At 67.0% G+C, this 15,580-nt stretch carries 9 protein-coding genes; 5 read left to right on the top strand and 4 right to left on the bottom strand.

The genetic code is table 11. The annotated features are described in order from the left end of the window. Positions 1 to 70 precede the first annotated feature (70 nt). The 3 genes from ileS to WKW79_RS15740 all read left to right on the top strand — a co-directional run bounded on the left by ileS (position 71) and on the right by WKW79_RS15740 (position 5,272). A complete protein-coding gene (gene ileS, locus WKW79_RS15750) occupies positions 71 to 2,914 on the top strand; it encodes an isoleucine--tRNA ligase (protein WP_340336114.1) in 2,844 nt (947 codons plus the stop codon). Then, positions 2,914 to 3,423 (top strand): signal peptidase II, encoded by a 510-nt coding sequence (gene lspA / locus WKW79_RS15745; RefSeq protein ID WP_340336113.1) that lies wholly within the window; start codon positions 2,914 to 2,916, stop codon positions 3,421 to 3,423. Before ileS ends, lspA begins: the two co-directional genes overlap by 1 nt. A gap of 184 nt (positions 3,424 to 3,607) precedes the next feature. Continuing rightward, positions 3,608 to 5,272: a Na/Pi cotransporter family protein gene (locus WKW79_RS15740; protein ID WP_340336112.1), complete on the top strand. Its 1,665-nt coding sequence runs from the start codon at positions 3,608 to 3,610 to the stop codon at positions 5,270 to 5,272. Between the two features lie 15 nt (positions 5,273 to 5,287). On the opposite strand, the gene WKW79_RS15735 is transcribed toward WKW79_RS15740, so the two are convergent. The 3 genes from WKW79_RS15735 to WKW79_RS15725 all read right to left on the bottom strand — a co-directional run bounded on the left by WKW79_RS15735 (position 5,288) and on the right by WKW79_RS15725 (position 7,950). Then, positions 5,288 to 6,325 (bottom strand): bile acid:sodium symporter family protein, encoded by a 1,038-nt coding sequence (locus WKW79_RS15735; RefSeq protein ID WP_340336111.1) that lies wholly within the window; start codon positions 6,323 to 6,325, stop codon positions 5,288 to 5,290. A 71-nt stretch (positions 6,326 to 6,396) separates the two neighbouring features. Further along, positions 6,397 to 6,789: a response regulator gene (locus WKW79_RS15730; protein WP_340336110.1), complete on the bottom strand. Its 393-nt coding sequence runs from the start codon at positions 6,787 to 6,789 to the stop codon at positions 6,397 to 6,399. A 174-nt stretch (positions 6,790 to 6,963) separates the two neighbouring features. Next, positions 6,964 to 7,950 carry a quinone oxidoreductase family protein gene (locus WKW79_RS15725; protein WP_340336109.1) on the bottom strand — a complete coding sequence of 329 codons (987 nt, stop codon included), beginning with the start codon at positions 7,948 to 7,950 and terminating at the stop codon, positions 6,964 to 6,966. Between the two features lie 125 nt (positions 7,951 to 8,075). Here WKW79_RS15725 and WKW79_RS15720 point away from each other — a divergent pair, with 125 nt between their 5' ends. Then, positions 8,076 to 8,723, top strand: a complete 648-nt coding sequence (locus WKW79_RS15720) for a nucleoside/nucleotide kinase family protein (protein WP_340336108.1) — start codon at positions 8,076 to 8,078, stop codon at positions 8,721 to 8,723. 42 nt (positions 8,724 to 8,765) lie between these two features. Here WKW79_RS15720 and WKW79_RS15715 read toward each other — a convergent pair whose 3' ends face one another. Continuing rightward, positions 8,766 to 9,560 carry an SDR family oxidoreductase gene (locus WKW79_RS15715; RefSeq protein ID WP_340336107.1) on the bottom strand — a complete coding sequence of 265 codons (795 nt, stop codon included), beginning with the start codon at positions 9,558 to 9,560 and terminating at the stop codon, positions 8,766 to 8,768. Positions 9,561 to 9,803: 243 nt separating this feature from the next. Between WKW79_RS15715 and WKW79_RS15710 the strand changes: the two genes are divergently transcribed. Next, on the top strand, positions 9,804 to 15,416 hold the full coding sequence (locus WKW79_RS15710; RefSeq protein WP_340336415.1) for a discoidin domain-containing protein: 5,613 nt from the start codon (positions 9,804 to 9,806) through the stop codon (positions 15,414 to 15,416). Positions 15,417 to 15,580: the final 164 nt, after the last annotated feature.

Raw genomic sequence — 15,580 nt, 5'->3', positions numbered from 1 at the left:
TCGGCGCGCCTCACGCCCCATCGATTGTTCGAGCGTTGCAAAGTGAGCAGCGCAGATTTCTGGAACCCCCATGTCCGACACCAAATCCGCTGGCGCCACCGACTACCGCGCCACCCTCAACCTGCCCGACACCCCCTTCCCGATGCGCGGCGACCTGCCCAAGCGCGAGCCGGGCTGGGTCAAGGCCTGGGAAGACGAAGGCCGCTACCACCGCCTGCGCGATGCCCGCATCGGCGCACCCAAGTTCATCCTGCATGACGGCCCTCCGTACGCCAACGGCCAGATCCACATGGGCCACGCGGTCAACAAGATCCTGAAGGACATGATCACCAAGGAGCGGCAGCTCGAAGGCTTCGACGCGCTCTACGTGCCGGGCTGGGACTGCCACGGCCTGCCGATCGAGAACGCGATCGAGAAGAAGCACGGCCGCAACCTGAGCCGCGACGACATGCAGGCGAAGAGCCGTGCCTTCGCGACGGAGCAGATCGCGCAGCAGATGGTCGACTTCAAGCGCCTGGGCGTGCTGGGTGAGTGGGACCATCCGTACAAGACGATGGACTTCGCCAACGAGGCCGGCGAACTGCGTGCGTTCAAGCGCGTGATCGAGCGCGGCTTCGTCTATCGCGGGCTGAAGCCGGTGTACTGGTGCTTCGACTGCGGCTCCTCGCTCGCCGAGTTCGAGATCGAGTACGCGGACAAGAAATCGCAGACGCTCGACGTGGCCTTCAAGGCGCACGACCCCGCGAAGCTGGCCGCGGCCTTCGACCTGCCGTCCCTGACCAAGGACGCCTTCGCCGTCATCTGGACCACGACCGCGTGGACCATCCCGGCCAACCAGGCCATCAACCTGAACCCCGAACTGGACTACGCACTGGTCGACACGCCGCGCGGCCTGCTGGTGCTGGCCGCCTCGCTGGTCGAGATGTGCATGAACCGTTGGGCACTCGATGGCCAGGTCATCGCCACGGCCAAGGGCGAGAAGCTGGGCGGGCTGGAGTTCGAGCATCCGCTGTACGACGTCGATGCGGGCTACAAGCGCCTGTCACCGGTCTACCTGGCCGACTACGCCACCGCCGACGACGGCACCGGCCTGGTCCACTCCTCGCCCGCGTACGGCGTGGAAGACTTCAACTCCTGCATCGCTCATGGCGTGGCCTACGACGACATCCTGAACCCGGTGCAGGGCAACGGCGCCTATGCGCCCGACTTCCCGCTGTTCGGCGGCGAGCACATCTGGAAGGCCGTGCCGCACATCATCCAGGCGTTGCGCGACGCCAACCGCCTGCTGACCACCGAGGCCATCACCCACAGCTACCCGCATTGCTGGCGCCACAAGACGCCGGTGATCTACCGTGCCGCCGCGCAATGGTTCGTGCGCATGGACGAGGGCGAAGGCGTGTTCACCAAGGACAAGGCGCCGAAGACGCTGCGACAGACCGCGCTCGAAGCGATCGAGCAGACCAGCTTCTATCCGGAGAACGGCAAGGCGCGCCTGCACGACATGATCGCCAACCGGCCCGACTGGTGCATCTCGCGCCAGCGCAGCTGGGGCGTGCCGATCCCCTTCTTCCTGCACAAGGACTCGGGCGAGCTGCATCCGCGCACGATGGAGATCCTGGACCAGGCCGCCGACATCGTCGAGGAAGGCGGCATCGAGGCCTGGAGCCGCGTGACCGTCGAGGAAATCCTCGGCGCCGAGGACGCGCCGCATTACACCAAGAGCACCGACATCCTGGAGGTGTGGTTCGACTCCGGCTCGACTTTCTGGCATGTGCTGCGCGGCACGCACCCGACGGTGCACCACGCGACCGGTCCCGAGGCCGACCTGTACCTCGAAGGCCATGACCAACATCGCGGCTGGTTCCATTCCTCGCTGCTGATCGCCTGCGCGCTGGAAGACCGCGCGCCCTACCGCGGCCTGCTGACGCACGGCTTCACGGTCGACAGCCAGGGCCGCAAGATGAGCAAGTCGCTCGGCAACGGCATCGATCCGCAGGAGGTCAGCAAGAAGCTGGGCGCGGAAATCATCCGGCTGTGGGTGGCGGCCAGCGACTATTCGGGCGACATCGCGGGCGACGACAAGATCCTCGCGCGCGTGGTCGATGCCTATCGCCGCATCCGCAACACGCTGCGCTTCCTGCTCGCGAACACCAGCGACTTCGACATCACGAAGGATGCGGTGCCGCTGGACCAGCTGCTGGAGATCGACCGCTACGCGCTCGCCCGCGCGGCGCAGTTCCAGGCCGAGATCCTGGCGCACTACAAGGTCTACGAGTTCCATCCGGTGGTGGCCAAGCTGCAGGTCTACTGCTCGGAAGACCTGGGCGCCTTCTACCTCGACATCCTGAAGGACCGCCTGTACACGACCGCCGCCGGCTCGCATGCGCGTCGAAGCGCGCAGACTGCGCTGTGGCACATCTCGCAAGCGATGCTGCGCTGGATGGCGCCCTTCCTGAGCTTCACGGCCGAAGAGGCGTGGGCACTCGTGGGCGACGGCCATTCGATCTTCGCGCAGAAGTTCAGCCAGTTCGACGCGCCCGACGAGGCGCTGCTGGCCAAGTGGAACCGCATCCGCGAGATCCGCGACGACGTGAACAAGCAGATCGAGGCGGTGCGGGCCGAGGGCAAGGTCGGCTCCTCCCTGCAAGCCAACATCGAACTCACCGCAGGACCGGACGACCACGCGCTGCTGGCCAGCCTCGGCGAGGACCTGAAGTTCGTGTTCATCACCTCGGCCATCAAACTGGTCGCGGGCGCCGCCGTGTCGACGCAGGTCATGGTCAGCACCGACACCAAGTGCGAGCGTTGCTGGCACTACCGCGCCGATGTCGGCCACGATGCGGCCTACCCGACGATCTGCGGCCGTTGCACCAGCAACCTGCATGGCGCCGGTGAAGCACGGAGCTTTGCCTGATGCCCGCCAAGCGATCGACTTCGTCCTCCTCCGCATTCGGCGCCGGCGTCTGGCCCTGGCTGGGACTGGCGGCGATCATCCTGATCGTCGACCAGTTCACCAAGACGCTGATCCTCGGCTACTACCAGTACGGCGGCGTCACCGAGATCACCAACTTCTTCAACATCGTGCGGGCGCACAACACGGGCGCTGCGTTCTCCTTCCTGGCCGATGCGGCGGGCTGGCAGCGCTGGTTCTTCACCGCCATCGGCGTCGGGGCGGCCGTGTTCATCTTCTGGATGCTCAAGAAGCACGCCGGGCAGAAGCTGTTCTCCTTCGCGATGGCCTGCATCCTGGGCGGCGCGATTGGCAATGTGATCGACCGGATGATGCACGGCTACGTGGTCGACTTCCTCGACTTCCACCTGGGCGGCAAGCACTTCCCGGCCTTCAACGTGGCCGACAGCGCGATCACCATTGGCGCGATCTGCCTGGTGCTCGACGAGTTGCGCCGCGTGCGCAAGAGCTGAAAGGCGACCCACCCCCGAATGCGCCTGCGGCGCTCCCCCTCAAGGGGGCGCACCCAGCGGCCCGGCAAAGCCGGTTCCGCGGGTGCCCTGGAACAGGCATTGCTCGCCTTGGCTTCATGCGTCGCGTGCCCGCAGACGCCCGGCAAACACCGCCGGGCGGCGTGCCCTATAGTGGCCCTGCTACATGAAACATTTGTTGAACTTGTTGGCAGCGGTTGCGCTGCTGGTCTGGGGGACCCATCTCGTTCGCACGGGTGTGCTGCGGGTGTTCGGAGCCAACCTGCGCAAGTTCCTCGCGCGCAGCATGCGCAACCGCTTCACTGCCGCCCTGTCGGGCATCGGGGTGACGGCATTGGTGCAGTCGAGCACGGCCACCTCGCTGATGACATCGTCCTTCGTCGGGCAAGGGCTGGTGACCTTGCCGGCTGCGCTGGCCGTGATGCGCGGTGCCGATGTCGGGACCGCGCTGATGGCGGTGCTGTTCTCCACCGACCTGTCGTGGCTGTCGCCCTTGTTCATCCTGGTGGGCGTGGTGCTGTTCATCACCCAGTCGGCGAGCGCAGCCGGGCGCATCGGGCGCGTGCTGATCGGGCTGGGCCTGATGCTGCTGGCGTTGCAACTGGTGGTGCAGGCGACGGGGCCGCTGTTCTCCGCTCCGGCGGTGCGTGCGCTGCTGGCCTCGCTCAACAGCGACGTGCTGCTGGAGATCACCATCGGCGCGGCCTTCGCCGTGGTGGCCTATTCCAGCCTGGCGGTGGTACTGCTGGTCGCGACCATGGCCAGCTCGAACCTGGTGCCGCTCGACGTGGCGCTGGGTCTGGTGCTCGGCGCCAACCTGGGCAGCGGCATCCTGGCGGTGTTGACGACCGCGAAGTCCAGCGTCCAGGTGCGACACGTGACCATCGGCAACCTGCTGTTCAAGCTGCTGGGCGTGGCTGTGGCGGCGCCGCTGGTCGGGCTGTATCTGCGGCATGTGCGGCCCTATGTGTCGGACGCGACGCACCTGGTGGTGCTGTATCACCTGGCCTTCAACGTGGTGGTGAGCATCGGCTTCATCGGCCTGACGAACCGCGTGGCGGCGCTGGTGACGCGGCTGATGCCGGTGCCGGTGGAATCGGTGGCCACGCAGCGGCAGCATCACCTGGACCCCTCCGCGCTGTCGACGCCCAGCTTGGCCATCTCCAACGCGGCGCGCGAGGCGCTGCACCAGGCCGACATCGTCGAGACCATGCTGATCGGCATGCTCAACGTCATCAAGCACAACGACCTGCAGCTCGCGCAGGAACTGCGCAAGCTCGACGACACGGTGGACGAGCTGTACTCGTCGATCAAGTACTACATGACCAAGATTTCGCGCGAGGCCCTCGGCGAGGACGAGAGCCGGCGCTGGACCGACATCATCAGCTTCACCATCAACATGGAGCAGATCGGCGACATCATCGAGCGCGTGATCATCGACATCGAGGACAAGAAGATCAAGCCGCAGCGCAACTTCTCCGAAGCGGGGATGGCCGAGATCGTCGAGCTGCACCAGCGCCTGGTGGCCAACCTGCGGCTGGGCATGAGCGTGTTCCTGAATGGCAATGTGCGCGATGCGCAGAGGCTGCTGCATGAGAAGGCGCGCTTCCGCGACCTGGAGCGGACCTATGCGGGCACGCACCTGGATCGGTTGTCGGAGCAGACTGCCCTGAGCATCGAGACCAGTTCGCTGCACATCGACCTGATCAGCGACCTGAAGCGCATCAACTCGCACATCTGCTCGATCGCCTACCCCATCCTTGACCTGGTGGGCGCGCTGTCGCCGAGCCGGCTGCGGACCTCGCGGCTTGGAGAACTCGAGCAGTCCTGAGCCGGCGCGAAAGGCTCAATCTGCCGTAGCTTCAGCCGCCGCTTCCGCCGGGTTCACAAGCGGCGCCGTCGCAATGGCTGCCGGCTCGACGCGCCTCGCATAGCGCTGCGCCAGCACCGCGCACACCATCAACTGGATCTGGTGAAACAGCATCAGCGGCAGCACGATCGCGCCCACCGCATGCGATGCGAACAGCACCTTGGCCATCGGGATGCCGCTGGCCAGGCTCTTCTTGGAGCCGCAGAAGACGATGGTGATCTCGTCGGCCTTGTCGAAGCCGAGCTTGCGTGCGATCCAGGTGGTGCTGGTGAGCGCCAGCGCCAGCAGCACCACGCACACGACGACCAGGCCCAGCAGCGCACTGATCGGCACCTGCTTCCACAGGCCTTCGATGACGGCCGCGCTGAACGCGGTGTAGACCACCAGCAGGATCGAGCCCTGGTCGACGAACTTGAGCACCGGGGCGTGCTTCTTCGTGAAGCCACCGATCCAGGGCCGCGCGAAGTGGCCGACCGCAAAGGGCAGCATCAGTTGCAAGAGGATGCGGCCGATGGCATCGAGCGCGCTGCCGGCGCCGCCGCCGCCATGCGGCACGACCAGCAGGTTGACGAGGATCGGCGTGACGAACACGCCCAACAGCGTCGAGGCCGAGGCGCTGCACACGGCCGCTGGGATATTGCCGCGCGCCATCGAAGTGAAAGCGATGGCCGACTGCACAGTCGCCGGCAGCACGCAGAGGAACAGCACGCCGGTGTAGATCTCCGGCGTCACCAGCGGCGACAGCACCGGCTTGAGCGCAAAGCCCAGGAACGGGAACAGCGCAAACGTGCAGGCGAACACCAGCAGGTGCAACCGCCAGTGCGTGACCCCCGCCACGATGGCCTCGCGCGAGAGCTTGGCGCCATGCAGGAAGAACAGCAGGCCGATCGCGAAGGTTGTCAGCCCTTCGAAGAACCGGCCCGGCCCGCCGCTGGCCGGCAGCAGGCTGGCCAGGACCACCGTGGTGACAAGGGCCAGCGTGAAGTTGTCGGGGAGAAAGCGTGAACGAGCCATGGGCGCCATTGGACGCCCATGCCATTCAAAAGTGAAATGGATTTATCTGATAGATATATTCATCTGCCGCATCAATACATGCTGTGCGGCACTTCGCGGCGACGCAGGCAGAAATCGACGAGGTCGTCGAGTTCGCTGGCCTTGTCAAACACGGCGTCGGCGCCGAGTTGGGCGCATTTGCGGCGCATGTCCGTGGAAGCATGGTTGCTGAGCACAACGATTTTGCGCGCGGGGTCGCGATCCTGGAGGGCCTCCAGGATGCGCAGGCCACTGCCTCGCTTGAGGAACAGGTCGACGATGGCCAAGTCCCATTCATCGACATGGCTGAGTAGCCAATGAACAGCCTCGGCCTCAGCATCGGCTGTGCCGACCGGATCGACATACGCCACTTCGCGCAGCGTATCGATGAGGTTGTGGAGGATCGTCGGGTTGTCCTCGGCGATGAAAACTCTGACTGCTGTCATTTGCGACGGAGGCTATGACCCGGTGGCACAGGGATACGCAGTCCCCGTGCGCTACCGACCGTAGGAAAACTCCCTGCACGAACCCACCCCCGAATGCCACCGTTTTCGCGGGCGCCCACGAACGGTCAGCGCTTTGCCTGCTCTGGCGTCGGGACTCGCGGAAGGCTCCCCGCCTCAGAGCGTCAATACAGTACAGCCGGTGGTCTTGCGCGCCTCGAGGTCACGGTGCGCCTGTTGCACGTCCGCCAGCGGATACCGTTGGTCGACCGGAATCTTCACCGCGCCGCTCTCCACCACCGCGAACAGTTCGTCGGCCATGGCCTGCGTGGCCTCGCGCGTGGCGATGTGGGTGAAAAGCGTCGGCCGCGTCACATAGAGCGAGCCCTTGGAGGCGAGCAGGCCCAGGCTCACCGGCGGAACCGGACCCGAGCCGTTGCCGAACACCGCCAGCAGGCCGAAGGGCCGCAGGCAATCGATCGAGCCCTCGAAGGTGTCCTTGCCGACCGAGTCGTAGACCACCTTCACGCCCTTGCCGCCGGTGATCTCCCGGACCTGCGCGGCGAAGTTGCCGGTGCTGTAGTTGATGGCATGCGCGGCGCCGTGGTCCAGGGCGAGCTGGCACTTGGCATCCGTGCCGGCCGTGCCGATCAGCTTCAGCCCGAGCGCCTTCGCCCACTGGCAGGCGATCAGGCCCACGCCGCCGGCTGCGGCATGGAAAACGAGGTGGTCGCCGGGCTGCAAGCCCTCCACGGGCAAGGTCTTCTTGAGCAGGTAGTGCGCCGTCAGACCCTTCAGCATCATGGCCGCGCCGGTCTCGAAGGAGATGCCGTCGGGCAGCTTGCAGACGCTTTTGGCCGGCATCACGCGCAGCTCGCAGTAGGCACCCGGGGGCTGGCTCGCATAGGCGGCGCGATCGCCCGCTTTGAGGTGCATGACGCCCTCGCCCACCGCCTCGACCACGCCGGCAGCCTCCATGCCCAACTGCAGCGGCATCTGGAACGGGTAGAGCCCGCTGCGCTGGTAGGTGTCGATGAAATTCAGGCCAACCGCCTTGTGCCTGATGCGGATCTCGCCCGGACCCGGATCGCCCACGTCGACCTCGACGATCTTCAGTTCTTCCGGGCCGCCATGGCGGTCGATGCGAACGGCTTTGCTCTGCATGTGCGTGAATCCTCGCAGTGGGTCGGGTGAAAGGGGGATGGATCGTGCCATGAAATGGAAAGCAATGTCGCACGCTCGAGACAGACCCCGGCACCCGGCAGCGCCACAGGCTGTACGCTGCAACGATGAACACCACGCCGAATCTGCCCGCCCTTCCCGCCGACGCGCTATTTCGCCTGCAGGCCCTGATGGCCAGCGGCCAGCGCAAGCTGCTGGGCGTGATCGGCGCACCCGGCGCCGGCAAGTCGACGCTGGCGGCCGCGCTACTCCAGGCCGTCGGCACCGAGCGCGCCCAGGTCGTGCCGATGGACGGCTTCCATCTCGCGAACGTGGAACTCCAGCGCCTCGGCCGCGCCGGGCGCAAAGGTGCACCCGACACCTTCGACAGCGCCGGCTATGTGGCCCTGCTTCAACGGCTGCGTGACCAGCGCGCGGATGGCGACATCGTCTACGCCCCCGAGTTCCATCGCGACATCGAAGAGCCGATCGCCGGCGCCATCGCGGTGCTGCCCTCCACGCAACTGGTCATCACCGAGGGCAACTACCTGCTGCACGACGTGGGGCCCTGGGGCGGCGCGGCCCCGCTGCTCGACGAGACCTGGTACGTGGACATCGACGATGCGCTGCGCGAAGAGCGCCTGATACAGCGCCATCGGCAGTTCGGCCGCAGCGCCGAGGCCGCGCGGGCCTGGGTGGACAGCACCGATGCGCCGAATGCACGGCTCATCGCCGCCACGAAATCGCGCGCCGACTACGTGCTCGCATGGTCCTGAGCCTCCCTCCCGCAATCCGCGAGGCCCGCATCGGTGCTGGACTCAGTACGTCCCGGGATACGCCCCGCCATCCGTCAGCACGTTCTGCCCGGTGATGTAGCCGGCCTGCATGCTGCAGAGGAAAGCGCAGGTCGCACCAAACTCCGCCGCGGTACCGAAGCGCCCCGCCGGTATGGTCCTGGCGCGGGCCGCGCGAATGGTGTCGATGTCCTGGCCGGTCTTCTTCGCCGTGCCTTCCATCGTGCCCTTGAGGCGGTCCGTGTCGAAGGCGCCCGGCAGCAGGTTGTTGATGGTCACACCCTTGGCAGCGATGGACGTGCGCGCCACGCCCGCGATGAAGCCGGTGAGCCCGCTGCGCGCGCCGTTCGACAGGCCGAGGATGTCGATCGGCGACTTCACCGAGCTGGACGTGATGTTGACGATGCGTCCGTAGCCACGCGCGGCCATGCCGTCGACCGTGGCCTTGATGAGTTCGATCGGCGTCAGCATGTTCGCATCCACCGCCTTGATCCACGCGTCACGGTCCCAGTCGCGGAAGTCACCCGGCGGCGGCCCGCCTGCGTTGGTGACGACGATGTCGTAGTCGGCATGGGCCGCGAAGGCCGCGGCGCGGCCTTCGACCGTGGTGATGTCGGCGGCCACCTGCTTGACGAAGGGAGCGTCGGCGCCGGGGCGAAGCGCGGAGAGATGCGCCGCCGCAGCCTGCAACACGTCGGCGCCGCGCGCCACGATCACCACGTTCACGCCCTCGCGCACCAGCGCTTCCGCGCATCCCAAGCCGAGGCCCTTGCTCGCCCCACACACCAGGGCAGTCCTGCCCGCGATTCCGAAATCCATTGTTGACAACCTCTTGTTTAAGGAAAAAGTTCCGCATGCCGATCCGCTGATCGCGCAATAGTGCAGCGATGATCGTCGGAACGTGGTCGTGTGTCGACACGACGCGCCACATGACAGAAACGTATCAGTGCTCTGCTCAACGATTCGTTAGCATGTGAAATTAGTCACGAACCTCGACCTTTGATTGCAGCAGGTCAAAAGGTTTGGTGCTAGTCAAAAATCATTCAGGGAGAACGCGTGAATATGCGATGGGTGGGCCTGGGCGCCGGCGTGGCCGCGGCGGTGTTGTTGGGTTCCTGCGGGGGCTCGTCGGGCCAGGGAGACGGCCAGTTCGGCGCAAGCTCAGGGTCGCCGACTTCCGCCGGTTTTGCAGCGACCTTCGAGAAGCAGCGCGAACTCCGCCGCAAGATCGCCGCCCCGGCGCAAGCCCAGTGGTCCGCCGTGACCGACCTGTCCCTGGTGCCCGCCTCCGCCTCCACCCTGCCCGATGGCAAGGTGCTGTTGTGGGCCGGCGAGAACCGCTTCACCGTCTCGAGCGACAGCAACCGCACGTACTCGACGCTGTTCGACCCGGTCGCGATGACCGCGACCGATCGTCTCGTCAGCGAGACCGGGCACAACATGTTCTGCTCGGGCACGACCAACCTGGCCGATGGCAGCCTGCTGGTCGCCGGCGGCAGCGGTGAATCGAACACCAGCATCTACAACCCCGGCACCGGCCAGTGGAGCACGGGCGCCAAGCTCAACATCAGCCGCGCCTACAACGCCAACACCCTCCTGTCGGACGGCTCGGTGCTGACCATGGGCGGCTCCTGGGACCTCGGCCCCGCCAGCAGGGGCGGCGAAGTCTGGAGCGCCGCCGCGGGATGGCGCACCGTGTCGGGGCTGAAGATCGATTCGATGCTGTCCCCCGGCGCCGCCGAATCGTGGGTGGCCGACAGCCACTTCTGGCTGCATCCGGCCGGCAACGGCAAGGTGTTCCAGGCCGGTCCAGGCCGTCAGATGCACTGGCTCGACACGCGGGGCGAGGGCTCGGTCGAACCCGCCGGCCCGCGCGGCGACGATGCCTTCGCCATCACCGGCAGCGCCGTGATGTACGACACCGGCAAGATCCTGAAGGCCGGCGGCGTCGACATGGCCGTGACCGACAAGTCCAGCAGCCAGAGCTACGTGATCGATCTCAACGCCGGTGTCTCGGTGCGCAAGATCAATCCGATGGCCTACCCGCGCGCGTATAACAACGCGGTGGTGCTGCCGAACGGGCAGGTGGTCGTGATCGGCGGCCAGACCATCGCGCTCGGCTTCAGCGACAGCAACGCGGTGATGGTGCCCGAGCTGTTCGACCCGATCACCGAGACCTTCACGCCGCTGCCGGCGATGTCGGTGCCGCGCAACTACCACAGCGTCGCCTTGCTGCTGCAGGACGGTCGCGTGCTGTCGGCCGGCGGCGGCGTGTGCGGCGAAGGCTGCTCGGCCAACCACGCCGACCTGCAGATCCTCTCCCCGCACTACCTGTTCAACGCGGACGGCACGCCGGCCACCCGCCCGGTGCTGCTCAACGCACCGGCCCGCGCTGGCTACGGCAGCACGATGACGGTCGGCACCGACAGCCCGGTCGCGTCCTTCTCGCTGGTGCGCATGTCCTCGACCACCCACACGGTCAACAACGACCAGCGCCGGCTGCCGCTGGACTTCACCAGCCTCGGCGACAACAACTACCGGCTCTACGTGCCGAGCAATCCGGGCTGGGCGCTTCCCGGCGTCTACATGCTGTTCGCGATGAACGCCAACGGCACGCCCTCGGTCGCGAAGATGGTCACCATCGATGGCACCGGTGCACCGCAACTGAGCGCACCCAACGACCAGCTCAGCGCGGTTGGCTCGACCTTGACCCTGCCGGTTCGCGCCACGCATGCCGGCGGCATGACCATCAGCTACAGCGCCGATGGCCTGCCCGAAGGCCTGCGCATCGACCCCGCCACGGGCGTCATCAGCGGCAGCCCGAGCCGCACCGGCAACTACGTGGTCCGCGTGTCTGCCGCCGTGTCCGGCAGCAGAGTGAGCTGGCAGTTCCAGTGGGTCGTCAACGAGTCGAATCCGGCGTCGCGCTACGTCAAGCTGGTGTCGAACAGCTCGTTCAACGACAGTCCGCTGGCCTCGATCAGCGACTTCGACCTGTTGAACGAGCAAGGCGCCGTCCTGTCCCGCGCCGGCTGGAAGGCCAGCGCAAGCAGCGCCGAGACCCGCGGCGAATACGCGCCGGCCGCGCTGGCGATCGACGACAACCCCGACTCCTACTGGCTCACGCAGTGGTCCGATCCCCTGGCGGTGCAGCCGCATGCCTTCGTGATCGACATGGGCACGATGCAGCACGTCGGCGGCTTCGCCTACCGGCCGCGCCAGAACAGCGACAACTCCACCATCGCCCGCTACGAGTTCTACGTCAGCGCCGACGGCGTGAACTGGGGCCCACCGGTCTCTCAAGGGGACTTCCGAGACTACGGACCCAACCTCGGGCGCAAGACCATCTATTTCAACAACGTCGCGCGCGGCAGGCCCGCCAGCGCGTCGTCAGAACAAGCCGGCGGCGCCGCCGCGCGCGCCGTCGACGGCGTGAATGACGGCAACTGGGCCGTCAACTCGACCACCTTGACCGAAAGCACCGCGAACCCGTGGTGGGAAGTGGACCTCGGCGCCGACTTCCGCATTCATGCACTGCGCCTGTGGAACCGCACCGATTGCTGCGCCGACCAGTTGAGCAACTTCCAGGTGTTCGTCTCGTCCACGCCCATGACCGGCAGGAGCTACGAGGCGTTGATGGCGGACGACAGCGTCAGCAAGACGCAGGTGCCCGGCACAGCCGCACGCCTGACCACCTTGCAGCCCGGCGCCACCGGGCGCCATGTGCGCGTGCAACTGGCCGGCACCGGCGCGCTCAGCCTGGCGGAGGTCGAGGTGTTCGGCGTGCCGGCCTCCAACCGGCCGCCATCGCTCGCCGCCGTGGCGCCCCCTTCCACGCACCAGGGTGAGCAAGCCGCCTTTGCGCTCGCCGCCAGCGACCCGGATGGCGACCCGCTCGCCTTCGAAGTGAGCGGCCTGCCCGAGGGCGTCAGCTACAACCCGGCCAGCGGCATGATCGCCGGCTACCCCTCGCAGAGCGGCAGCTTCACCGTGACCGCTACGGTCAGCGATGGCCGCGGCGGCACGGCCGCCACCCGCTTCGACTGGCGCATCCTCAACCCGCTGCCGGTGATCGAACCCATCGCCGCACCAGCGGTGAACGCGGGCGGAAACGCCAGCTATGCGGCCAGCGCGGGCGCCGCCGCGGGCCTTCAATACAGCTGGGTGTTCGGCGATGGCAGCCCGTCGACCGGCTGGATCGCCGACGGCGGTGCCGACATGACCCATGCCTTCGCGGCGCCGGGCGTCTACAACGTCACCGTATCGGCCCGCAGCGCGGACGGCACCGTCGTCACGCGCAGCTTCATGCAGGCCGTCACCACCTCGGACGGCGCACCGGCCGGCGCGCAAGGCAGCGCACCCGGTGGGCCGCGCGCAAGCGCCAGCGCCATCCTCGCGGTCGAACCGCGCGCCGGCGCCAGCGAGCGCGTGTGGGTACTCAACCAGGACTCGGACACCGTGTCCGTCTTCAATTCCGATGATGGCTACCGCCTGGCCGAAATCGCGGTCGGGGCCCAGCCGCGCAGCGTGAGCATCGGCAATGGCATCGCCGTTGTCGCCAACAAGGAAGCGGCCAGCCTCAGCGTGCTGAGCACCAGCACCTTGAAGGTAGTGCGCACGGTGCCCTTGCCGCGCGGGTCGCAGCCCTACGGCGTGCTCATCGCGCCCGATGGCAGCACCTACGTGGCGCTGGAGGCGACCGGCCGCGTGCTCAAGTTCGACACCACCTGGACCCAGAGCGCCGAGGTGGCCGCACCTGGCGTGCGCCACCTCGGCATGAGCGCCGACGGCAAGCGCCTGCTGGCCACGCGCTTCATCACCGCCCCCCAACCCGGCGAAGGCACGACCACCGTGCGCGGCGACATCGACGGCGTGAAGACCGGCGGCGAAGTCACCGAATTCGACCCCGTGACGCTGTCCGTGGTCCGCCGCTTCGTGTTGCAGCATGGCGACAAGGCGGACGGCTCGGTACAAGGACGCGGCGTGCCCAACTACCTGGGCGCGCCCGCCATCGCCCCGGACGGCAGGAGCGCATGGATACCGTCCAAGCAGGACAACATCCAGCGCGGCAGCCTGCGCGACGGCCAGCCGCTGGGCTTCGAGAACACCGTGCGCGCCATTTCCTCGCGCCTGGACCTGATGGCCAACACCGAGGACTACCCGGCGCGCATCGACCACGACAACAGCGGCGTGGCGAGCGCCGCCGTCTACCACCCCAATGGCGCCTATCTCTTCGTGGCGCTGGAAAGCTCGCGCGAAGTGGCGGTGCTCGATGCCGCCGGCAAGCGCGAACTGATGCGACTGGCGGTGGGCCGGGCGCCGCAGGGCGTGGCGCTGTCGCTGGACGGCACACGCCTCTATGTCAGCAACTTCATGGACCGCACGGTCGGCGCCTACGACCTGGGCCGGCTGCTGCAATACGGCGAGCCCACCATCGGCCTGATTGGCGCCGTGTCCGGCACGGACACCGAACGGCTCACACCCGAGGTGCTGCGCGGCAAGCAATTCTTCTACGATGCCAAGGACCCGCGCCTCGCTCGCGACGCCTACCTGAGTTGCGCGAGCTGCCACAACGATGGCGCGCACGACGGCCGCACCTGGGACTTCAGCAGCCTGGGCGAAGGCCTGCGCAACACGATCTCCTTGCGTGGTCGCGCCGGCGGACAGGGCCGGCTGCACTGGAGCGGCAACTTCGACGAAGTACAGGACTTCGAGGGCCAGATCCGCAACCTCGCCCGCGGCACCGGGCTGATGTCCGATGCCGCGTTGAACGCCGGCACACGCAGCCAACCGCTGGGCGACCCCAAGGCCGGCCAGAGCGTGGACCTGGATGCGCTGACGGCCTACCTGCGCTCGCTCAACGCCTTCAGCGCCAGCCCGCTGCGCAATGCCGATGGCAGCCTGACGACGCAGGCCGTCAACGGCAAGACCGTGTTCGCCGCGCAGTGCGTCGCATGCCACGGCGGCCCCGACTTCACCAACAGCGCAACAAATCGCCTCGACAACATCGGCACCCTCAAGCCCAGCAGCGGCAAGCGCCTCGGCGCGCCCTTGACCGGCCTGGACATCCCCACCCTGCGCGACGCCTGGGCCACCGCCCCGTACCTGCACGATGGCTCGGCAGCCACGCTCGAGGAGGCCGTGCGCGCACACACCAACCTGAGCCTCACCGACGAGGACGTGCTGGCGGTCAGCGCCTTCGTCAAGCAGATCGGCAACGAGGAAGTCCGCGCCCCCCATATTCCGGCCACCGGCACCGGCCTGCTGGGCAACTACTTCAACAACATCACGTTGAGCGGCCCGCCGGCACTGGTGCGCGTCGAACCGGTGAACTTCGAATGGGGCCTGGGTTCGCCCGGCGCCCCGATCGGGGTCGACTTCTTCTCGGTGCGCTGGACCGGCACCATCGAGGCGCCCACCACCGGCAGCTACCAGTTCCGCACCCTGCTCGACGATGGCGTGCGACTGTGGATCGGCGACAAGCTGCTGATAGACCACTGGACCTACCACCCTGACTACGACACCACCGCCCCGCTGGAGTTGGCAGCCGGGCTCCATCGCATCCGCATCGAATACTTCGAGTGGACGCATGGCGCGAACATGCGCCTGGAATGGAAGCCGTCCGGCGCAGGCGACTTCTCCGTGACGCCGGTCGAACGGCTCTATCCCAATTGACGACACGCGCGGGCCGCATCCGCGCCGCGGTCCCTGCGTACTGAAGGGAATCCTCCACACAAGTGGTACTTGCAGTATGTAACTGCCTTGCGGGACTTGTTACGATGAAAACTTAATCGTTCATTTCACCTCTGCGTCGCACTATCGATGCCGAGCCGTGCAAT

It is taken from the genome of Variovorax robiniae (genome assembly GCF_037889955.1).
Classification (GTDB): Bacteria; Pseudomonadota; Gammaproteobacteria; order Burkholderiales; family Burkholderiaceae_C; genus Variovorax; species Variovorax robiniae.
Note: the sequence above shows the minus strand (reverse complement) of the source record. Positions and strands in the feature narration are given on the sequence as shown.

Coding starts and splice junctions, on each gene's coding strand:
- ileS (WP_340336114.1), top strand. CDS start 71: ATGTCCGACACCAAATCCGCTGGCGCCACCGACTACCGCGCCACCCTC.
- lspA (WP_340336113.1), top strand. CDS start 2,914: ATGCCCGCCAAGCGATCGACTTCGTCCTCCTCCGCATTCGGCGCCGGC.
- WKW79_RS15740 (WP_340336112.1), top strand. CDS start 3,608: ATGAAACATTTGTTGAACTTGTTGGCAGCGGTTGCGCTGCTGGTCTGG.
- WKW79_RS15735 (WP_340336111.1), bottom strand. CDS start 6,325: ATGGCTCGTTCACGCTTTCTCCCCGACAACTTCACGCTGGCCCTTGTC.
- WKW79_RS15730 (WP_340336110.1), bottom strand. CDS start 6,789: ATGACAGCAGTCAGAGTTTTCATCGCCGAGGACAACCCGACGATCCTC.
- WKW79_RS15725 (WP_340336109.1), bottom strand. CDS start 7,950: ATGCAGAGCAAAGCCGTTCGCATCGACCGCCATGGCGGCCCGGAAGAA.
- WKW79_RS15720 (WP_340336108.1), top strand. CDS start 8,076: ATGAACACCACGCCGAATCTGCCCGCCCTTCCCGCCGACGCGCTATTT.
- WKW79_RS15715 (WP_340336107.1), bottom strand. CDS start 9,560: ATGGATTTCGGAATCGCGGGCAGGACTGCCCTGGTGTGTGGGGCGAGC.
- WKW79_RS15710 (WP_340336415.1), top strand. CDS start 9,804: ATGCGATGGGTGGGCCTGGGCGCCGGCGTGGCCGCGGCGGTGTTGTTG.